Source organism: Aliiroseovarius subalbicans (assembly GCF_022678625.1).
Lineage (GTDB): Bacteria > Pseudomonadota > Alphaproteobacteria > Rhodobacterales > Rhodobacteraceae > Aliiroseovarius_A > Aliiroseovarius_A subalbicans.
On the sequence record NZ_JALBYQ010000001.1, the window covers coordinates 1,036,717 to 1,057,102 of the forward strand.

A 20,386-nucleotide genomic window follows, 5' to 3' on the forward strand; every position below is an offset into this window, starting at 1 on the left:
CACCGCTCTTGACCCTCGGCGGTGGCTCTGAACATGTATAGCCCGACTGCATCCTCAGGGAACCCCCTATAGGCGAAAGGCCGCACCATGATCCTGCTGATCGACAATTATGACAGCTTTACCTACAACCTCGTGCATTACCTGGGCGAGTTGGGAGCAAAGGTTCAGGTTCACCGCAACGATGCGCTGGACGTGGCCGAGGCGATGGCGCTGAAGCCCGATGGCATCCTGCTGTCGCCCGGTCCCTGCGACCCGGACCAGGCCGGGATTTGTCTTGATCTGACCCGCGCGGCAGCCAAGGCTGGCACGCCGTTGTTTGGCGTCTGCCTGGGGCACCAGACCATCGGTCAGGCCTTTGGCGGCAAGGTCGTGCGCGCGCCCGACATCGTGCACGGCAAGATGGGCACGATCCACCACGAAGGCGGTGGCGTGTTCAAAGGCCTGCCCAGCCCGCTGCAAGGCACCCGCTATCATTCCCTGATCGTCGAGCGTGACAGCCTGCCCGACGACCTTGAGGTCACCGCCTGGCTGGAAGATGGCACGATCATGGGCCTCAGCCACAAGAGCCTTCCGATCCACGGCGTCCAGTTTCACCCCGAAAGCATCCGCTCGGAACATGGCCACGCGATGATCCGCAATTTCCTTGAGACCGTGAAGGTGCCCGCATGAGTGACCGCCTGAAACCCATGATCGGCGCCGCCGCCGACCGCCCGCTTACCCGTGCCGAGGCCGAAGAAGCCTTCGACATCCTGTTCGAAGGCGAAGCCACGCCCAGCCAGATCGGCGGGCTTTTGATGGCCCTGCGCACCCGCGGCGAAACGGTCGAGGAGTACGCCGCCGCCGCCGCCGTGATGCGCGCGAAATGCAAACCCGTGACCGCGCCCGAGGGCGCAATGGACATCGTCGGCACCGGGGGTGACGGCAAAGGCACGCTGAACATCTCGACCGCCACCGCGTTTGTGACCGCAGGCGCGGGCGTGACCGTGGCGAAACACGGCAATCGCAACCTAAGCTCGAAATCCGGCGCGGCGGACGCGTTGGGGGAAATGGGCGTGAACGTGATGGTCGGCCCGGATGTGGTCGAACGGGCGCTGGCCGAGGCCGGGATCGCCTTCATGATGGCCCCGATGCACCACCCGGCGATTGCCCACGTGATGCCCACGCGCGCCGAACTGGGCACCCGCACGATCTTCAACATCCTTGGCCCGCTCACCAACCCCGCCGGCGTAAAACGCCAGCTGACCGGCGCCTTTTCACGCGATCTGATCCGCCCGATGGCCGAAACACTTCAGGTGCTCGGATCCGACAAGGCCTGGCTGGTCCACGGCGGCGATGGCACGGATGAGCTTTCGATCGCAGGCATTTCCTGGGTCTCGGCGCTGGAAAATGGCCAGGTGATCGACCGCGAACTGCACCCCGAAGACGCGGGTCTGCCGGTCCATCCGTTCGAGGCGATCATGGGCGGCACCCCGTCCGAGAACGCCCAGGCCTTCCGCGCGCTTTTGAACGGGGAGCCCGGCGCCTATCGTGACGCGGTGGTGCTCAACACCGCAGCCGCCCTGGTCGTGGCCGACAAAGCCGCCACCCTGCCCGAAGGCGCGGAAATGGCGCGCGACAGTATCGACAGTGGTGCTGCCAAGACCAAGATCGAAGCCCTGGCGCGGATCACCTCGGCGGGCTGAGCCGCACCGCTCGCCGCGGGCTCCAGAATAAAGCGTGCCGCAGGCACTCAATTTGGTCACACCCCGTTGCCCAGCCCCCCGCCTGCGGGTAAACCGGGCGCATGAGCAACGTTCTGGACAAGATCAAGGCCTACAAGCTTGAGGATGTCGCGGCCCGCAAGGTCGCCCGCCCCCTCAGCGAAGTTGAGGCCGCCGCCCGCGCCGCATCCCCCACCCGGGGGTTCGCCGATGCCCTGCAACGCGCCTCGCGCACAGGTTACGGCCTGATCGCGGAGGTGAAGAAGGCCAGCCCCTCCAAGGGTCTGATCCGCGCCGATTTCAACCCGCCTCTGCTTGCCAAGGCCTATGAGGAAGGCGGGGCGACCTGCCTGTCGGTGCTGACCGACACGCCCAGTTTCCAGGGCGCAGATGACTTTCTGGTCGCCGCCCGCGCCGCGACGTCCCTGCCCGCCCTGCGCAAGGATTTCATGTATGACACCTACCAGGTCGCCGAAGCGCGCGCCCTGGGGGCCGATTGCATCCTGATCATCATGGCCAGCGTGACGGACGTCCAGGCGCAAGAGCTTGAAGACGCTGCCTTTTCATGGGGCATGGATGTGCTGATCGAGGTCCATGACGAAGCCGAGCTGGAGCGCGGCGTGAAGTTGAAATCCCCGCTTCTGGGGGTGAATAACCGCAACCTGAAGACGTTTGAGACCTCTCTCGACACCACCCGCCGCCTGTCGAAACTGGCCCCGGCCGACCGGGTTCTGGTCTGCGAAAGCGGCCTGTCGGGCCCCGCCGAACTGGCCGATATGGCCGCCCACAACGCGCGCTGCTTTCTGATCGGGGAAAGCCTGATGCGTCAGGACGACGTGGCCGCCGCAACCCGCAACCTTCTTGCCAATCCGGTGCCCGCATGACGAACCCCCTCACCCATTTCGACGCCGACGGACAGGCCCATATGGTCGATGTCTCGGCCAAGGATTTCACCTCACGTATCGCCGTGGCCCAGGGCCGCGTGCGCATGAGCGCCGAGACGCTGGCGCTGGTCATGGACGGCACCGCGAAAAAGGGCGACGTGCTGGGGGTTGCGCGACTGGCCGGCATCATGGGGGCCAAGAAAACCTCGGATCTGATCCCGCTGTGCCACCCGCTGCCGATCACCAAGGTCGCGTTGGAGCTGGTCCCGGACGCGGACCTGCCCGGCGTGACGATCACCGCCACGGTGAAGACCACCGGCCAGACCGGGGTTGAGATGGAAGCGCTGACCGCCGTGTCCACCGCCGCGCTGACGGTCTATGACATGCTGAAAGCCGCCGAAAAGGGTATGGAAATCATCGACATTCGCCTTCTGTCCAAGGAAGGCGGCAAATCCGGCACTTGGAAGGCCACGACGTGATCCCCGTCGCGCAAGCGCTCGCCCATGTTTTCGACCTGGTCGCCCCATTGGGGACCGAAGTCGTCCCGCTGGCGCAGGCGGCGGGCCGCACACTCGCCCGCCCCGCCACCGCCAGCCGCAACCAACCGCCCTTCCCCGCCTCGGCCATGGACGGCTATGCCCTGAATGGGGTTGAGGCCGACCCGGAAGCGCAATTCAAGGTAGTCGGCGAAAGTGCTGCGGGTCACGGCTTTGATGGCCGTGTCGGCCCCGGCCAATGCGTGCGTATCTTCACCGGCGCCCCGGTGCCCGAAGGCGCCACGCGCGTGATCATTCAAGAAGACGTGGACCGTCAGGGCGACCTGATCACCCTGGGCCGCGACCTGTCCCCCGGCCCCCACGTGCGGCCCGCGGGCGACGATTTCGCCGACGGCGCGCTGTTTCCTGCGCCCAAGGTGCTAACCGCGACCGACTTGGCCCTGTTGGCCGCGATGAACGTGCCCGAGGTCACCGTGACGCGCAAACCGGTGGTCGCGCTGATCGCCACCGGCGATGAGTTGGTCATGCCCGGCGAAGTTCCTGGCCCGGACCAGATCATCGCGTCGAACTCCTTTGGCCTGAAGGCAATGATCGACGCGGCTGGCGGCCAAGCCCGCATTCTGCCAATCGCGCGCGACACAAGCGACAGCCTGCGCGCAGCGTTTGAACTTGCGCTGGACGCCGACCTGATCGTCACCATCGGCGGCGCCTCGGTGGGCGACCATGATCTGGTCGGCCCGGTGGCGGCCGAAATGGGCATGGAGCAAAGTTTCTATAAGGTCGCGATGCGCCCTGGTAAGCCGCTGATGGCGGGGAAATTGTCCGGTGTACCGATGATTGGCCTGCCGGGAAACCCTGTTTCCTCAATGGTTTGCGGCGAGGTGTTCCTGGTCCCAGCGCTGCGCGTCATGCTGGGCCACCCGGCCGAACCCGCCCCGCGCCGCCGCGCCACCCTGACCGCGCCGCTGGCCCCGAACGGCCCGCGCGAACATTACATGCGCGCGGTGCGCGACGGGGACGGCATTGCCGCGCTTGAGCGTCAGGACAGTGCGTTGTTGTCGGTTCTGTCGACCGCGAACGCGCTGATCGTGCGCCCGGTTTCGGACGGGCCGCGCAGCGTTGGCGAAGTTGTAGACTACTTGATGCTGTAGTGTCGGGCTGTTGACACAAAACAGGAACACGCGTAGAACATCCCCTGAACGCCCGTGCAAAATGGGCCCCTGTCAGGTTGGAGGACCGAGCGCATGTTGACCCGCAAGCAGTTGGATTTGCTGGAATTCATCCATAAACGCATTCAACGCGACGGGGTGCCGCCCTCGTTCGACGAAATGAAAGAGGCTTTGGACCTGCGGTCCAAGTCCGGCATTCACCGCCTGATCACTGCTCTGGAAGAACGTGGCTTTATCCGCCGTCTGGCGCATCGGGCGCGCGCGATCGAGATCGTGAAGTTGCCCGAAACCATGTCCACCGGCGGGCGCAGCGGGTTTGAACCGCGCGTGATCGACGGAGACCGCCCTTCGGCCCCGGCCCCGTCGGGCGCCCTGCCGCTGGACGCGCTTGGTGTGAACGACCTGCCGCTTCTGGGCCGCATCGCCGCCGGATCTCCGATCGAGGCGATCACCGACGGCGCCAGCCACGTGTCCGTGCCGGGTGGCATGGTCAGCGGGGCCGGCAAGCATTATGCCCTTGAAGTCAAAGGGGATTCCATGATCGAAGCCGGGATCAACTCGGGCGACGTCGTGGTGATCCGCGAAACTTCGCATGCCGACAATGGTGACATCGTGGTGGCACAGGTCGACGGTTATGAGGCGACGTTGAAGCGGTTTCGCAAGAACGGCGACATGATCGCGCTTGAGGCCGCCAACCCCGCCTATGAAACCCGCCTTCTGCGCGAAGGACAGGTGAAGGTGCAGGGCAAGCTGGTCGGGCTGATCCGCACCTACTGAGCCTCGGCCCCCCGGTTCCACAACCTGTCCCCGGACTGGGTGCGGGTTTCGACCACGCGCCAACCGTGCGGCTCGGCATAGACCGCCAGCGGCCCGGTTTGCGACAGGGCTTTACGGTCCCAGATGTTGCAGCCCTCTGGCAGATCCTCGACCTCGGCTGACAAGATGACCCAGGCGCCGGTGGCACAGGCTGCCTGCACCCGCTCGCTGGCCCCGCGCCCGGTCAGATGGGCCACTGTCGTGGGCCCAAGATCAAAGCGCAGGTCGCCCTTGTCGCCGCGGAACGCGCCACGCGCGAAAGCATCCGCCTGTGGCACTGGATCGCCGTCATTTTCCAGCCAGCTGCGCACTGCAAAGCCTTCCCCGCGTGGCTTGTTCACCGCGCGCCCCGCGTCGGTCATGACCCCGATCAAGCCGCCTGAGGAGGACACCAGTAGGTCCGGCCGCGTCACCTGTGACCACAGGACCAACGCCAGCGCGACAGGAGCCAACCCCAGCGCCCTGCCCCAGCCCCGCCATAGGATCACGACCAACCCCCCAAGGGCGATCATTGGCAGAACCGTGACCGGGGGCGTCGCGACATGGCCCAAGGCGCCGTCCATCGAGGACACATGGGCTGCGACGCCCAGGATCCAGGAAATCGCCGGACCCATCGCCCACAGCGCCAGACCGGCAAGGCCCAAGGGGGCCAGCACGGCGGCCAGAACCGCCAGCGGCATCACCAGCGCGCCCATCAACGGGACCGACAACAAGTTCGCCACCAGACCGTAGTAACTGACCTGATTGAAATGAGCCGCCGCGAAGGGCGCCGTCGCCGCGCCCGCCACCGCCGAGGACACCACCACCGCCAGGATCGGCCGGGTCCACCGGGGCGCCTGCCAGCCGGTCCAGTCGCGCATCACGCCGAACACCGCGACCAGGGCGGTGGTGGCAGAAAACGACATCTGAAACCCCGGTTCGGGAAAGGCTTGCGGGTGCAACACCAGCACGATCAACGCCGCCAGCGCAACCGAGCGCAACGTCAGGGCGCGCCGGTCGAACAGGAGGGCCACGAACATCGTCGCCACCATGATGAAGGCGCGTTCCGTCGCGACGTTGCCGCCCGACAGCGCCAGGTAGAACGCACCGGCCGCCAGCGCCACAACAGCTGCAACCTTCTTGACCGGAAAGCGCAACGCCACACTAGGGATCAACGCCAGAAGGGCGCGGATCGCGGCGAACACGAAGCCTGTCAAAAGCCCCATGTGCAGCCCGGAAATTGCCAGCAGGTGCGCCAGGTTTGAGCCGCGCAGCGCGGTCAGGGTCTGCTGGCTCATCCCCGACCGGTCGCCGGTCATGATCGCGGCGGCGAAGGCGCCCGGCTCGCCCTCCATATGTGATTGAACCCAATTGGAAATTCGCATGCGCAGCCGGTGTACCACCAGCCCGGCGCGGCCCTGATGCGCGGGCGCCAGTGCAAGCGCAGGCACGCGCGTATACCCCACCGCGCCGATCTGGCGAAACCAGGCCATGCGCTGGAAATCAAAGCCGCCTGGCTCAACCGGCCCTTGCGGCGCGGACAGATGCGCCGTCATTGCCACCCGCAGCCCCGGTTCGGGCGTGAAATAGCCCTGTTGCCCATGCAGCGACACCCGCACCCGCGCCGGCGTTTCATGCGGGGCCACGTTGTCCAACCGCACCTGGTCAAGCGTCAGGCGCACCGCGTCCGATTGCGAGCGATCAATGATCACGATGCGCCCCTCAACCGGGCCATGATAGCGAAACGAGAGCACCGGGGCGCTTAGCGTTCCAGCCTTGGCGCCCGCCAAAAGCACGCCGCCAGTGACCAGCGCCAGCGCCACGAACACCGGGCCCAGCGTGCGCCAGAACCGCCAGGCCAGCAGCAGGGCCAGCACAGTGATCAGGCCAAGTGTGACATAAGCGTTGAAGCCCGGCTCGACCGGCAACAGAAAATACACCCCGATCCCTGTCGCCAGGAAAACGGGGGTCCAGGGAAACAGCCGGCCACGGCTTGCCGCGACCCGGTTCAAGACCCACTCCTGCGGGCGCACCCTTGTTCTCTCCTCTGCCATAAAATAGACCCTGCGAAACGCTAGCCGCCACATGGTTTCCAAAAGGTTAACACGCCCATGACAACGCCCGATCAGATCGTTACCCGTTTCGCCCCCTCGCCCACCGGATATCTGCATATCGGCGGCGCGCGCACGGCGCTGTTCAACTGGCTTTTCGCCCGTGCGCGCGGCGGTAAGTTCCTGCTGCGTATCGAGGATACCGACCGCGCGCGATCGACCCCAGAGGCGACGGCGGCGATCCTGAAAGGCATGGACTGGCTTGGGTTGGACCATGACGGCGAGGTGATTTCACAATTCGAACGCGCCGGGCGCCATGCCGAGGTTGCGCATGAGATGCTGGCGGCGGGCCATGCCTATAAGTGTTTCGCCACGCAGGACGAGATCCAGGCGTTTCGCGAGGAGGCCCGCGCCGCGGGCCGCTCGACCCTGTATCGAAGCCCCTGGCGCGACGCCGACCCGGCCAGCCACCCCGACGCGCCTTTCGTGATCCGCCTGAAAGCCCCGCGAGAGGGCAATACCGTGATCCGCGATCAGGTTCAGGGCGATGTCACGATCCGCAACGACCAGCTGGACGACATGATTTGTTTACGTTCGGACGGGTCGCCGACCTATATGCTTGCGGTTGTTGTCGATGATCACGACATGGGGGTGACCCATGTGATCCGGGGGGATGACCACCTGAACAATGCCGCGCGCCAGATCATGGTCTACTCCGCGATGGGCTGGGATGAACCGGTCTGGGCGCATATCCCGCTGATCCACGGGCCTGATGGTAAGAAATTGTCGAAACGCCACGGCGCGCTGGGGGTCGAGGAGTATCAGGCGATGGGATACCCCGCGGCCGCGATGCGCAACTATCTTGCGCGTTTGGGCTGGAGCCATGGTGACGATGAGGTGTTCACCGACGCCCAGGCGCTGGAGTGGTTCGACCTGCCTGGCATCGGCAAAAGCCCGGCGCGGTTCGACTTCAAGAAGCTCGACAACATCTCGGGTCAGCATATCGGCATGATGGATTCTCCCGCGCTTCTGGCTGAGGTCGAGGGATTTTTGGCCGCAACCGGCGCCGCGCCTTTGCAGGTGCAGAAAAAAGACGTGCTGCTGGCAGCGCTTCCCTGCCTGAAAGGGGGCGCAAAGACATTGCCGCAACTCATTGAAAAAGCACGGTTTGCCCTGCATGACAGACCGATTGAGCCGGACGAGAAAGCATCAAATGCCCTGGATGATGTATCCCGTGGTATACTGAAAGAATTGACGCCGCATTTGCAAAATGCTAGCTGGGACCGCGACACGCTTGAGGGGGTTCTGAACGCCCTCGCCGCGGCGCATGACACCAAGTTCGGCAAGCTGGCCGCGCCGTTGCGCGCAGCCCTTGCAGGGCGGGCCGTCTCGCCCAGCGTTTTTGACATGATGCTGGTTCTGGGCCGTGATGAAACCATCGCGCGACTGGACGAAGCAAGCGCATAAGACATTCCCCGCCCATCCGGGACGGGGTCACATACGAAGGAACAAAACATGGCGAAACAGACCGGAACCGCAAAGCTGACAATCGGCGACAAGGAGCTGGACCTGCCCATGTATTCCCCGTCCGTCGGACCGGACGTGATCGACATCCGCGCGCTCTATGCCCAGGGCGGTGTGTTCACCTATGACCCGGGCTTCACCTCGACCGCGTCCTGCGATTCGACGATCACCTTCATCGACGGTGGCAAGGGTGAGCTTTTGCACCGCGGCTACCCGATCGACCAGCTGGCCGAGAAATCGCACTATCTCGAAGTCTGCTATCTGCTGCTTTACGGTGAACTGCCCTCGGCGACCGAGCTGGAAGAGTTCGAAGGCACGATCACCAATCACACGATGATCCACGAACAGATGCACATGTTCTTCCGGGGGTTCCGCCGGGATGCGCACCCGATGGCCACGATGGTGGGTGTGGTCGGTGCGATGTCCGCCTTCTATCATGACTCGACCGATATTTCCGATCCGCGCCAACGTGAAATCGCCTCGCACCGTCTGATCGCCAAGATGCCGACGATCGCCGCGATGGCCTATAAGTACTCGATCGGCCAGCCCTTCATTTACCCGAAGAACTCGCTCGATTTTGCGGCGAACTTCCTGCACATGTGCTTTGCCGTGCCGGCCGAGAACTACGAAGTGGACCCGATCCTGGCCCGCGCCATGGACCGGATTTTCACCCTGCACGCCGACCACGAACAGAACGCATCGACCTCGACCGTGCGCCTGGCCTCATCCTCGGGTGCCAACCCGTTTGCCTGTATCGCCGCTGGCATCGCCTGTCTCTGGGGCCCCGCCCACGGCGGCGCCAACCAGGCGTGTCTGGAAATGCTGAAAGAAATCGGCACGCCCGATCGCATCCCGGAATTCATCGCCCGCGCCAAGGACAAGGATGATCCGTTCCGCCTGATGGGCTTCGGTCACCGGGTTTACAAGAACACCGACCCGCGCGCGACGGTTTTGAAACAATCGGCGGACGAGGTGCTGGAGCTGTTGGGCGTTGAAAACAACCCGCTGCTGCAGGTTGCCAAGGAACTGGAGCAAACCGCGCTGTCCGATCCCTATTTCGCCGAGAAAAAGCTGTTCCCGAACGTGGATTTCTACTCGGGAATCATTCTTGAAGCGATGGGGTTCCCGACCTCGATGTTCACCCCGATCTTCGCGCTCAGCCGCACCGTCGGCTGGATTTCGCAGTGGAAAGAACAGCTGTCCGACCCGGCCCACAAGATCGGTCGCCCGCGCCAGCTCTATATGGGTGCCGAGATGCGCGATTACGTGGACGTCGAAAACCGCTGATCCACGCAAGCGTCAACAAAGACACGAAGGGCCGCTCGTTTGAGCGGCCTTTTTCGTTTCGGCAGAACTCCGCGCAGGAATTTGCGCGCCCCCCCTGGTTTCCCCATAGTCGAAGGTATCGGGAGGACAGAGATGATTTCACGACGTGAGTTCAACCTGGGCCTGGGCGCCGCCCTTGCCAGCACCGGAACCCGCGCGACAGCCGCCCCCTATCGCGGCCCGAATGTCATCGTGATCCGATACGGCGGCGGCGTTCGGCGGCGCGAAACCATCGACCCCGCGCATTCCTATTCGCCCTACATGCTGCATGACCTTGCCCCGCGCGGCGTGTTGATCCCCGACATGGTCATCGACCAGCTGGAAGGTGGCAACACCAGCCATGCCGAGGGCACGCTGAACATTCTGACCGGCCGCTACAAGGCCTATCGCGATGCCGGGTCCAGGTTCCTGACCGATCGGTTGGAGCCGGTCGAGCCCACCCTGTTCGAATACCTACGCGACGCCTATGACATCCCGTCGCATCAGGCCCTTTTGATCAATGGCGAGGATCGGCCGCAGGAGGAGTTTTTCACCTACGGCGTCCACAACCATTATGGCATCGATTTCCGGTCCGAGATGTTGTCCTTGCACCGGTTCAAACTTTACAAGGTCGCCCGCCAGTTGGAGGAACTTGGGACCGACGATCCGGCCCATGTGGACATCGAGAAGCAATATCAAAACCTTCTGGCCGCCGACCCGCGCGACATTGCACCAAAGCAATCCCCCGACGTCACCGCGTTTTGGCGGCGTTGGCGGCTCCACTATGGCGACGACGGGTTGCGCAACCCGCGCGGCGACCGCTTGCTGACCGAACTCACGATCCGCGCGATGGAGCAGCTGCGCCCGCGCCTGATCATGGTAAATTACCAGGACCCCGACTATGTGCACTGGGGCAATGCCAGCCACTACACCCGCGCGATCCAGGTGATCGACGAAGGCCTGCAACGCATCGTGCGGCTGGCGGACGCGGACGACTTCTATGCTGGCAACACGATCTTCGCGATTGTTCCTGACTGTGGCCGGGATGCGAACGACTTGGTGTCCCTGCCCTTCCAGCACCATTTCAACACCCGCGCGGCACATGAGATTTTCGGGCTGTTCTTCGGACCTGGGATCACCAAGGGGCGCGTTTTGGACAAGCAGGTAGATCAGACTGCTGTTGCGCCGACCCTGGCCGCGTTGATGGGGGTTCAGTCCCCCCGCACCGAAGGCGATATTCTGTCAGAGCTGGGCGCATGAGGGCGCTTGTCACGCTGGTGCTGGGCACGCTTCTGAACCTTACCGCCGTGACCTCCGTGATCGTTCTGGGCTGGCTCATGCGTCTGATGCGCGCGCGCGCGCTTGCGGTGGCCGGGCAGGCGTTTGATCACCCCAGCTGGCTGCGCGGAGACGGCGTTCTGGGCGGGCTCAGGGCAAATGTCCGTGAAGGGATCGCCGCTGCCGCCGCGCTGTTTGTTGCAACCTTCCCGTTCACCATTCTCTGGCTCACCTCCTGGTGGGCCGGCTGGGAAAACTCGTTCAACAAGGGCTATGAGCAAGCCTTCGTCGGTCCGATTGTTGGCCTGACCGGGGTCGCGGTTTTCGCCCTTGTGATGCTGCATCTGCCGATGGCGCTGGCCCATCAGGCCACCGAGGCGCGCGCTTGGTCCCTGTTCGAATTGCGTCGGGTGCGCAGCGTGGTGCGCCATACCGGTTACGGTTATGTGATCTGGGTTCTGGCCAGTGGCATCGCCGCTTTGCCAATCTTCGCCAGCCGAGGGGTGCCGGTCTTTGCCGAGGGCATTCATCCCGGCCTTGCCGACATGGGCCCCGATCAGATCGCGCTGGTGCGATTTGGGATCGACATCGCCACCGCAGCCTATTCCCTGATCGCGCTGATCATCCTGAAACGCTGGTCGGCGGGCATCTACGCGCGCGCGGCCGGACGGGCCGCGGCGGGGTCAGACGCAGCGCTGTGGCACGGCGCCGTGATTGGCGCCAGTGACGCGAAACGTCCGTTTCAAGTGACCCGTCTTTTGCGCAATGTCATCACGCTTGCGCTCTGGGTCGCCTTTGCTTTCGTGATCTATCTGGGCCAGTTCCTGAACCATGATTGGTGGGCCTGGATGACCCACCCGTTCGTATTCCTGCCCTGGTCGCCCTAGCGGCCTTCGAAATTCGGGGCGCGTTTTTCCAGGAACGACATGACCCCTTCCGAGAAGTCGCGCGACTTGCCGCATTCGCCTTGGCTACGCGCCTCAAGCGCCAGTTGGTCCTCAAGCGAGCTGTCCAGCGAGGCGCGGATCGCTTCGCGGATCTTGCGGAAAGCGAGCGTAGGACCGTTGGCCAGATAGGTGGCCCGCTTGCGCCAGGCGGCGTCAAAGTCGTCGTCCGCCACGCATTCCCAGATCAGACCCCAATCGTCGGCCTGACGAGCCGTGATTTTCTCGGCAAACAGCGCCGCGCCCATCGCCTTGGCAAAGCCCATCGTGCGCGGCATCCAATAGGTGCCGCCCGCATCCGGGATCAGGCCGATTTTGGCGAAGGCTTGCATGAAATAGGCGCTTTCCTTGGCGATCACCACGTCGGCCGCCAGCGCGATATTCGCCCCGGCGCCAGCAGCGGCCCCGTTCACGGCCGAGATGATCGGGATCGGGCTTTCATACATTGCGCGCAGGATCGGCTGGTATTCGTCACGCAGGGTACGCTCCAGATCCACTTCGGCGGCATTGGCCCGGTCGCCCAGGTCCTGGCCTGAACAGAAGGCCCGCCCGTCACCGGTGATGACCAGCGCGCGTGCCGCCTGCCCCGACGCTTTCACCGCATGGGCGATTTCGGCGCGCATCTGCGTGTTCAGCGCGTTCATCTTGTCGGGCCGATTGAAGGTCAGCACCGCAAGTCCGTCGGTGATCTCAAGGCGAATCGTTTCGTATTCCATCTGGGTCCTCCCGCGTTTGCATCCCGTCTAACCCGACCGCATGGACGGGAAAAGGGGAACGCCCCGTCATTTGCCGGTCTGCACCGGCTTACTTGTTCAGAAGCTCATCGAGCCGCGCCTGTTCGTCGTCGGAAAGCCCGCCCGCCCCTTCGCCGGCCTGTGACCGTCTGCGCAGGTACAGCCCGCCCATGATCAACGCGAACAGCAACAGCGCCGGGCCGGTGGCCCACAGGATCTTGTTGGCCCCGCCGGTGGTCGGTGTCATCAGCACGTATTCGCCATAGCGCTCGACCACGAAATCCAGCACCTCTTCGTTGCTGTCGCCTTCGACAAGACGTTCACGCACCAAAAGGCGCAGGTCGCGGGCAATGTCGGCGTTGCTTTCATCGATGTTTTCACCCCGGCACACGACGCAGCGCAGTTCCTGCGACAAATCACGCGCGCGCGCCTCCAGTGCGGGGTCGTCCAGCACCTCGTCGGGCTGGACGGCAAAGACCGGCGTGGCGATCAGGGCGAAGATCAGGAACAGGCGTTTCATTCTGCGGGCACTCCTTGCGCCGTGGATTTGGCCGCACCCGCGGCAACGCGGTAGCGACGATCCGACAGGCTGACCAACCCACCCAGAGCCATGATCAGGCAACCGGCCCAGATCCAGTTGGCAAAGGGTTTGATGAAAGTGCGCACCGCCCATCCGCCGTCGGCCTGCGGATCACCGATCACCAGGTAGATGTCGCGCCAGAAGCCGTTGGCAATCGCCGCTTCGGTGGTCGGCATCGCTTGCACAGGATAGACCCGCTTTTCAGGGTGCAGGCGCGTGACCTGTTTCCCGTCGCGCATGACCAACATGTCGGCCATCGTGGTCACATAGTTCGGCCCACGATCCTGCCGCACATCCTCCAGCGTGATCTGGTAGCCGGCAACTTCATAGGTGTCGCCCACCTGGGCCACGCGGATGTCCTCGACGCTCCAGGCCATCAGGCCGGAAATGCCCATGAAGGTGATGCCCAGCCCGCCATGCGCCAGCAGCTTGCCCCAATCTGCGCGCGGCAGACGGGTCAGGCGTGCCAGACGGGCACCAATTGCGCCGCGCCCGGTGCGGTTGAACAGATCGACCAGCGCGCCCGCCACCATCCAGGTGCCCAGGAACATGCCGATCGGGCCCAGCGCGCTTTTACCGGTCTGCATCGCCCAGACCAGCGCACCCACGGCTATGGCCAGGGCAAGGGCCGGGGCCAGCTGTTTCATCGGCCGCGCCAATTTCGCCCGTTTCCAGGGCAGCATTGCCCCCAGCGGCATGACCAGCGCCAACACCACCATGAAGGGGGTGAAGGCCGCCTCGAAGAACGGCGCCCCGACCGAGAGCTTTCGGTCAAAGAAGGCCTCGGCCACCAGCGGCCAGATCGTGCCGACGAAGACCACGATCGAAGACACCGCCAGCAGGATGTTGTTCAGGACCAGCGCGCTTTCGCGGCTGACCATGCCAAAGACGCCCTTGGCCTCCAACGAATTGGCGCGGGCGGCAAAAAGGGTCAGCGCACCGCCAGTGAACACCGCGAGGATCAGAAGGATGAACACCCCGCGCTCGGGGTCCGAAGCGAAGGCGTGGACCGACGTGATGACGCCCGAACGCACAATAAACGTGCCGATCAGGGAAAACCCGAAGGCCATGATTGCCAGCAGGATGGTCCAGCTTTTCAACGATTCCCGCTTCTCGACCACGATTGCCGAATGCAGCAGGGCGGCGGCGAACAGCCACGGCATGAACGAGGCGTTCTCGACAGGGTCCCAGAACCAGAAACCGCCCCAGCCAAGCTCGTAATAGGCCCACCACGAGCCCAGGCCGATGCCGATGGTCAGGAAAACCCAAGCGGCCAGGGTCCAGGGTCGCACCCAACGGCCCCAGGCGGCGTCTACGCGCCCCTCGATCAACGCGGCAACCGCGAAGCTGAACGCCATCGAAAGGCCTACGTAGCCGAGGTAGAGGAACGGTGGGTGAAACGCGAGACCGGGGTCTTGCAGCAGGGGGTTCAGGTCCTGCCCGTCAAACGGCGGCCGCGCCAGGCGCAGGAACGGGTTCGAGGTGAACAGGATGAAAGCCAGGAACGCCACACCAATCGCGCTTTGCACCGCCAGCACGCGGGCCTTCAGCCGGGGCGGAAGACCGCCACCAAACCAGGCCGCCATCGCGCCAAACAGCGTCACGATCAAAACCCACAAAAGGATCGACCCTTCGTGGTTGCCCCAGACGCCGGACACTTTGTACAGCATCGGTTTCAGACTGTGGGAGTTCAACGTCACCAGTCGCAGTGAGAAATCCGAGGTCACAAAGGCATAAGTCAGCGCACCGAAGGCCGCCGCGACCAGCAGGAATTGCAACGTGGCTGCAGGCACCGCCACCGCCATCCAGTTGACCCAACCCTTCTGTGCGCCCACCAGCGGCACGATCGTTTGAAAGATCGCCACCAACAATGCAAGTATCAGGGCAAAGTGTCCAAGTTCGGTTACCATGTTCGCGCCTCATTTTTCAGGTTTGCAAACCATACGGCACACCTGCAGCCGCGCCAATGGGGCGCGCGCCGATGTCGCGGTTTTTCTGCATCACCGGCGCAGGCATGACTGGTCCGAACCTAGCGTTTTGGCGCTGCCTGTGCTAAGTCATAGCCAACCGGAAAAGGAGCTCAACCATGTCGATGAAAGAGATCGGGAAATCCGTCGCGGTCGCCGCACTACTGGCTGCCAGTGCAACCTCTGCTCAGGCCGCTGATTGGTCCGGCGCTTATGGCGGCGCCTATCTGGGCGGCGCTTACGACGCGAGCGAAGCCGCTGTCGGGGTGCAGTTGGGTTACGTTTTCCACACTGGGAACTTCGTCTATGGCGGTGAGCTTGACGCGATGTATACCAGCAGCGGGGACACCGAGGTATTCGCAAAGGCCCGTCTGGGTTTTGCTCTGGCCGAACGGGCCTTGGTCCACGTGACCGGCGGTTACGGCACCTATAACGGCAACACAAGCCTCTATGAGGTTGGGTTTGGCGGCGAATACAAGCTGAATGGTCCCGTGTCACTGCGTGCCGACGTCGAATGGCACAACACGACCGGATCAAATGTGTTTACCGGCCCCTACTTCGTCAAGGTCGGCGGCATCTGGAGCTTCTGACACCGGTCAGTTACCGGATCAAAAGGACGAGTGTCGAGATCAGAACTGCGCCGACGATCGGCAGCAGAAAGGCGCTGCCGTGCAGGCCAAGGGACCGATGAATCACGCTGAAATGCAGCACCGCGCCGACGATATAGAGCGCAAGGAAGTTGAACAAAAGTGGGCTGTCGCTCAGCCAGTCGGGATGCCCCAACACCGCATAGATCCACCACCAGCCCATTACCATGCCCGCGCCCGACCAGCTATAGGCCATGCCCAGCGCCAGCGGGGTGGCACGCTGCAGATAAAGCCACAGAAAGGTGAGCGAAATCATCAGCGACATCAGCGTGATCGCGCCATAGCCGATCTGATAGACCACGCTGTAGCCCGCCAGCTGATACCCCGCCTGCAACGCCACGACCATCATCACGGTCAGGATGAATGCCTGTTTCATTTGTGCAAAACCTCGCGTACGGCGGCGTCCAGGTCGGCGACCGCTTCTTTGTTGCGTTCCATCGCGCGTTGCAGTTTCTGCCCGCGCGCCTTGTGCCGGAACCATTTGGCAAACCTGGTAAAAATGCGTTTCATTGCAGGCCACCACGGGGCAGGCGTTCACGGATGATCGTGGTGATTTCGACCAGAACGGTCGAATTCTTGTCCAGAACCGCCCGCGTCGCCTGATCCTTTTGCAGGTCGCGGTAGAGCAGGTAGAACACCAACAAAACCCAAGGTCCGTGCTCGGCGACAAGACGCAGGACAAGATCACTCGCCATCCGATTTCCTCCAGGCCGCCAACGCCGGGTTATCGTCGGGCTCGGCCCCCGCCTGCAACACCTCAAGCGCGCGCAGGTTCGACGTCACCTGCCCCGCGCGGGCCAGGGTTTCGGCCAGCCCGCGCTGGAACTCCTGCCCCTTGGTCTGGTGACGCGCGCCGAAGTAGAAGCTGACGATCGCGCCCAGAAGCCACCACAGCGGGTCGGGCACCAGTGCGATGCCCTGCATGCGGGCCGCGAACCAGATCGGGTCGATCATCGCCGAGGTAAACAGGCCCAGCGTGCCCAGCGCCAGCATCGGGCGCGGCACGCGGTTGAGCGCGTTCATAAAGCGATCGAACGACCCCATGCGCGGCTGGCCGAATTCGGCCGCGAATTGCGCCAGGGCGGCGGCGCGATAGCTCGCCTCGCGCTCCCCCGCGTTTTCGGCGTTTTCGCGAAACACTTCTGCGGTGTCGCGGATCACATTGCGCCCACTGCCAAACAGCAGGCTGACCAGCCCATCGATCACCCCCATTCCGCCACCCGTGCGCGGTGCTCTGCGTCGCTTAGGTGGTATTGCGGCGATATGAACGCCTCGGCTCGACGGATCCACCCCCCCTTGCCACCGTCGCGGCGGCGGGCGTATTTCCGGCTGGCGGGACGCCGGTCGGCCAGATGGTAATAGTAGTTGCGCCGCTCGATCCCATAGGCATCGGCCAGGTGATCGGGTCCAACCCGGAACGCCGCCTGCGCCGCCTGAATCGTCTGCGGCCCCAGCGCCCCATCCACCGTGACCGGCTGCCCCATCTTGCCCAAAAGCCGTTGCAATATGCGCACCGCGTTGCCGCCCGCGTTCACATACATGTCGAACACCGACGGTTGCAGCGGGCCGGGCAAGTCTGCGATGCGCGGACGGATGAAGTAATGCTCGATGAAAATGTCGCGCGCCTGGTCGCGGCTGAGCCGCTGCACGTCACGCAGTGTAACCCGCCCGTCGCCGGTCAGGTCCAGCCCCAACCGGCGCATCGTGTGGATCGTGACGCCAAAATTGGTCGCCCCGCCCGGATCGTCGGGGTCGTTCACATAACCGCCTTCGCGGTCGATGATCTCATCTGCGATGTCTTGTACGGATTTCATTCGAGCCCTTCCCCGCGTGGTCAAACACGGGAAAAGACTCGTTAAAGGGCGTTAATTATTTGGAAATCAAGAGCCCGGTTCCTGATAGACGCCCTGTTCCTTCAACGCATCCACGACCTCTTTCGGCATATAGCTTTCGTCGTGCTTGGCCAGGATTTCCGAGGCGTTGAACACGCCATCGACGTATTTCCCAGTGCCGATCATGCCTTGGTTTTCCTCAAACAGATCCGGCAGTACACCGGTAAAGCTGACGGGAACCGAGGCGCCACCATCGGTCACGCTGAAAGTCACGGTTTCGCCGACACCGCGCACCAGAGTGCCTTCCTCGACCAACCCGCCGATGCGGAAGGTTTCGTTCGCCGCGGGCGGTTCCGCCATCACCTGGGAAGGCGAACGGAAATAATTGATACCGTCGCGAAAGGCATAGCCGATCAAGCCGACCGACAGAACCATTGCGACGACCGCCAACAGGATCACCTGCACGCGTCGTTGTTTCTTCAGACCCTTCATGCCTGCCATTGCAGCGCCCTCCTTACGGGAACACCGGGGCCAGCATCAGCCCCGTGGTTTCATCTTCGCCCAGCATCAGGTTCGCGTTCTGAACCGCCTGCCCGCTGGAGCCTTTGGCCAGATTGTCGAGCGTCGACACGACCAGCGCGCGGCCCGGAACCCGGTCCCCGACAACACCGATGCGACACAGGTTCGACCCGGTCACCTGCCCCATGCCAGGGGCCTGTCCAAAAGGCAGCACCTCGACAAAGGGTTCGCTCGCGTAACGCGCGGCCAGCGCCTGATGGATCGCATGCGCGTCGCCCTTCAGATAACAGCTGGCCAAAATGCCCCGGTTCACCGGCACCAGATGCGGCGTGAACATTATCCGCACGTCACGACCGGCCAAGGCACTGAATTCCTGTTCGAATTCGCCCTGGTGGCGGTGGGTCCCGCCCAGCGCATAGCCCAAGACATCGGTGGAGCGTTCCGCGAACAACATGTTTTCTTTGAGCGACCGACCTGCCCCGGACACGCCGTTTTTCAGATCGCAGATGATGTCATCCAGATCGATCAGCCCCGCCGTGATCAGCGGTCGCAGCGCGTATTGCACCGTGGCGGCATTGCAGCCGGTGCCCGCAACCAGCCGCGCGTCGCGGATGTCGTCACGGTAGAACTCGGTCAGGCCATAGACGGCGGATTTCTGCAATTCGACCGCCACATGCGGCGCGCCGTACCACTTTTCATATTCCGCCGGGTCGCGCAGCCGGAAATCAGCACCCAGATCGACGACCTTCACGGTCTCGGGCAGGTCGCGCACAAGCGCCTGGCTCAACCCGTGGGGAAGTGCTGCAAAGCACAGGTCGACGTCCGAAAAATCGATCTGATCGATCTTGACCAGCTTGGGCAGATCCAGATGCGCCAGATGCGGGAACACATCCGCCATCGCCTGCCCGGCCTTGCGTTCGGCAGACAGCGCGACGATTTCCATCGTCGGATGGGTGGCGATGATGCGGACAAGCTCGGCCCCGGTATAGCCGGACGCGCCCAGAATGGCGATTTTGTGGGTCATGGCAGACCTCTTTCATGAACTCTCAGTGATGTAATGGGTCGTGGCGAAAACCGCAATCACGCGGCGTCGAAAGTGATCTTTCGTCGCAGGAATTGCGTTGCGCGATCTGACACGCGGGCCGGGTCACCGGTGGTCAGGAACTTCGAAAGCTCGCCGGGGCCCTTCATATGCGGGTGCCGCGCAAGGTAATCGGCCAGGCTTTCGGCCACCAGATTGGCCTGGCTGTAGACTGTGACCTCTTCGCCCAGCGCATCCTGGAACACCTGCTCCATCAGCGGGTAATGGGTGCACCCCAGAATGGCCGCCTGCGGCTCCGGCATCTTGCGCTTCAGCGCGTCGACATGGCTGCGCACCAGCGCCTCGGCCAGGATCAGATCGCCGTCTTCGATCGCATCGACAACGCCGCCACAGGCTTGTGCCTCGACGTCGACGCCAATGGCACGGAAGGCCAGTTCGCGTTGAAAGGCGCGACTGGCGACGGTGGCGGGGGTGGCGAACAGCGCCACATGTTTCACCGCCACTTCGCGCGGCGGCGTGTTGTCGCCCCATTGCCGTTCGGTCAGCGCCTCGATCAACGGCACGAAAACGCCCAGCACTCGTTTGTCGTGGGGGATCCAGCTTTCCTGCATCCGGCGCAGCGCCGCCGCCGAGGCGGTGTTGCACGCCAGGATGACAAGATCGCAGCCTTCCGCCCACAGCCGTTCCACTGCACGGGTCGTCAGGTCATAAACGTCGTCCGCGTTCCGCACGCCATACGGCGCGTGTTCGTTGTCACCGAAATAGACGAAATCCACATCAGGCAGGCGCTTGGACACGGCGTCCAGAACGGTCAGGCCACCCAGACCAGAATCGAAAATCCCAACTGCCATGTCGCACCTCTTGATCCCGTTTCGCCCTTCCTACCCGCTTTGCCCGAGCAAGGCCAGTGGACAGGGC

Annotated in this window: 23 protein-coding genes; 11 read left to right on the forward strand and 12 right to left on the reverse strand. The window is 63.6% G+C overall.

Annotated features, from left to right (window positions below; genetic code table 11):
- Window positions 1-87 precede the first annotated feature (87 nt).
- From MN188_RS05185 to lexA, 6 genes are all read left to right on the forward strand, one after another.
- On the forward strand, window positions 88-669 hold the full coding sequence (locus tag MN188_RS05185) for an anthranilate synthase component II (protein ID WP_242106521.1): 582 nt from the start codon (window positions 88-90) through the stop codon (window positions 667-669).
- Window positions 666-1,682 (forward strand): anthranilate phosphoribosyltransferase, encoded by a 1,017-nt coding sequence (gene trpD / locus MN188_RS05190; protein WP_242106522.1) that lies wholly within the window; start codon window positions 666-668, stop codon window positions 1,680-1,682. The genes MN188_RS05185 and trpD overlap by 4 nt, the downstream gene beginning before the upstream one ends.
- Window positions 1,683-1,783: 101 nt before the next feature.
- Window positions 1,784-2,584: an indole-3-glycerol phosphate synthase TrpC gene (gene trpC / locus MN188_RS05195; protein WP_242106523.1), complete on the forward strand. Its 801-nt coding sequence runs from the start codon at window positions 1,784-1,786 to the stop codon at window positions 2,582-2,584.
- Window positions 2,581-3,063 (forward strand): cyclic pyranopterin monophosphate synthase MoaC, encoded by a 483-nt coding sequence (gene moaC, locus MN188_RS05200; RefSeq protein WP_242106524.1) that lies wholly within the window; start codon window positions 2,581-2,583, stop codon window positions 3,061-3,063. Before trpC ends, moaC begins: the two co-directional genes overlap by 4 nt.
- The gene (locus MN188_RS05205; protein WP_242107425.1) at window positions 3,060-4,232 is read left to right on the forward strand and encodes a molybdopterin molybdotransferase MoeA; all 1,173 of its coding nucleotides are present in this window, start codon (window positions 3,060-3,062) and stop codon (window positions 4,230-4,232) included. Before moaC ends, MN188_RS05205 begins: the two co-directional genes overlap by 4 nt.
- A gap of 93 nt (window positions 4,233-4,325) precedes the next feature.
- On the forward strand, window positions 4,326-5,027 hold the full coding sequence (gene lexA / locus MN188_RS05210) for a transcriptional repressor LexA (protein ID WP_242106525.1): 702 nt from the start codon (window positions 4,326-4,328) through the stop codon (window positions 5,025-5,027).
- Here lexA and MN188_RS05215 read toward each other — a convergent pair.
- Window positions 5,021-7,057, reverse strand: a complete 2,037-nt coding sequence (locus MN188_RS05215) for a ComEC/Rec2 family competence protein (protein WP_242106526.1) — start codon at window positions 7,055-7,057, stop codon at window positions 5,021-5,023. The genes lexA and MN188_RS05215 overlap by 7 nt on opposite strands.
- A gap of 99 nt (window positions 7,058-7,156) precedes the next feature.
- Here MN188_RS05215 and gltX point away from each other — a divergent pair, with 99 nt between their 5' ends.
- The 4 genes from gltX to MN188_RS05235 all read left to right on the forward strand — a co-directional run bounded on the left by gltX (window position 7,157) and on the right by MN188_RS05235 (window position 12,090).
- On the forward strand, window positions 7,157-8,563 hold the full coding sequence (gltX, locus tag MN188_RS05220) for a glutamate--tRNA ligase (protein ID WP_242106527.1): 1,407 nt from the start codon (window positions 7,157-7,159) through the stop codon (window positions 8,561-8,563).
- A 48-nt stretch (window positions 8,564-8,611) separates the two neighbouring features.
- Window positions 8,612-9,907 (forward strand): citrate synthase, encoded by a 1,296-nt coding sequence (gene gltA, locus MN188_RS05225; RefSeq protein WP_242106528.1) that lies wholly within the window; start codon window positions 8,612-8,614, stop codon window positions 9,905-9,907.
- A gap of 132 nt (window positions 9,908-10,039) precedes the next feature.
- Window positions 10,040-11,185, forward strand: a complete 1,146-nt coding sequence (locus MN188_RS05230) for an alkaline phosphatase family protein (protein ID WP_242106529.1) — start codon at window positions 10,040-10,042, stop codon at window positions 11,183-11,185.
- Window positions 11,182-12,090: a DUF4013 domain-containing protein gene (locus MN188_RS05235; RefSeq protein WP_242106530.1), complete on the forward strand. Its 909-nt coding sequence runs from the start codon at window positions 11,182-11,184 to the stop codon at window positions 12,088-12,090. The genes MN188_RS05230 and MN188_RS05235 overlap by 4 nt, the downstream gene beginning before the upstream one ends.
- On the opposite strand, the gene MN188_RS05240 is transcribed toward MN188_RS05235, so the two are convergent.
- From MN188_RS05240 to MN188_RS05250, 3 genes are all read right to left on the reverse strand, one after another.
- Complete coding sequence (locus MN188_RS05240) at window positions 12,087-12,863, reverse strand: enoyl-CoA hydratase-related protein (RefSeq protein ID WP_242106531.1); 777 nt, start codon at window positions 12,861-12,863, stop codon at window positions 12,087-12,089. The two genes, MN188_RS05235 and MN188_RS05240, sit on opposite strands and share 4 nt — an antisense overlap.
- Before the next feature lie 88 nt (window positions 12,864-12,951).
- A complete protein-coding gene (locus MN188_RS05245; RefSeq protein ID WP_242106532.1) occupies window positions 12,952-13,401 on the reverse strand; it encodes a cytochrome c-type biogenesis protein in 450 nt (149 codons plus the stop codon).
- Window positions 13,398-15,371 (reverse strand): heme lyase CcmF/NrfE family subunit, encoded by a 1,974-nt coding sequence (locus MN188_RS05250; RefSeq protein WP_242106533.1) that lies wholly within the window; start codon window positions 15,369-15,371, stop codon window positions 13,398-13,400. The genes MN188_RS05245 and MN188_RS05250 overlap by 4 nt, the downstream gene beginning before the upstream one ends.
- A gap of 176 nt (window positions 15,372-15,547) precedes the next feature.
- Between MN188_RS05250 and MN188_RS05255 the strand changes: the two genes are divergently transcribed.
- Entirely contained in the window at window positions 15,548-16,018 is a 471-nt protein-coding gene (locus tag MN188_RS05255; RefSeq protein ID WP_242106534.1) for an outer membrane protein, read from the forward strand.
- 10 nt (window positions 16,019-16,028) lie between these two features.
- On the opposite strand, the gene MN188_RS05260 is transcribed toward MN188_RS05255, so the two are convergent.
- The 8 genes from MN188_RS05260 to murI form a co-directional block, all read right to left on the reverse strand.
- Entirely contained in the window at window positions 16,029-16,451 is a 423-nt protein-coding gene (locus tag MN188_RS05260; protein WP_242106535.1) for a hypothetical protein, read from the reverse strand.
- Window positions 16,448-16,585 (reverse strand): hypothetical protein, encoded by a 138-nt coding sequence (locus tag MN188_RS05265; RefSeq protein WP_242106536.1) that lies wholly within the window; start codon window positions 16,583-16,585, stop codon window positions 16,448-16,450. The genes MN188_RS05260 and MN188_RS05265 overlap by 4 nt, the downstream gene beginning before the upstream one ends.
- Window positions 16,582-16,770, reverse strand: coding sequence for a hypothetical protein (locus MN188_RS05270; protein WP_242106537.1), 189 nt, complete (start codon window positions 16,768-16,770; stop codon window positions 16,582-16,584). Before MN188_RS05270 ends, MN188_RS05265 begins: the two co-directional genes overlap by 4 nt.
- Window positions 16,760-17,287 carry a holin family protein gene (locus MN188_RS05275; protein WP_242106538.1) on the reverse strand — a complete coding sequence of 176 codons (528 nt, stop codon included), beginning with the start codon at window positions 17,285-17,287 and terminating at the stop codon, window positions 16,760-16,762. The genes MN188_RS05270 and MN188_RS05275 overlap by 11 nt, the downstream gene beginning before the upstream one ends.
- On the reverse strand, window positions 17,278-17,889 hold the full coding sequence (locus MN188_RS05280) for a holin-associated N-acetylmuramidase (protein ID WP_242106539.1): 612 nt from the start codon (window positions 17,887-17,889) through the stop codon (window positions 17,278-17,280). Before MN188_RS05280 ends, MN188_RS05275 begins: the two co-directional genes overlap by 10 nt.
- A 66-nt stretch (window positions 17,890-17,955) precedes the next feature.
- Window positions 17,956-18,399, reverse strand: a complete 444-nt coding sequence (gene ccmE / locus MN188_RS05285; RefSeq protein WP_242107427.1) for a cytochrome c maturation protein CcmE — start codon at window positions 18,397-18,399, stop codon at window positions 17,956-17,958.
- Window positions 18,400-18,421: 22 nt separating this feature from the next.
- Window positions 18,422-19,450, reverse strand: a complete 1,029-nt coding sequence (argC, locus tag MN188_RS05290) for an N-acetyl-gamma-glutamyl-phosphate reductase (protein WP_242106540.1) — start codon at window positions 19,448-19,450, stop codon at window positions 18,422-18,424.
- A gap of 56 nt (window positions 19,451-19,506) precedes the next feature.
- A complete protein-coding gene (gene murI, locus MN188_RS05295; protein WP_242106541.1) occupies window positions 19,507-20,319 on the reverse strand; it encodes a glutamate racemase in 813 nt (270 codons plus the stop codon).
- Between the last annotated feature and the right edge of the window lie 67 nt (window positions 20,320-20,386).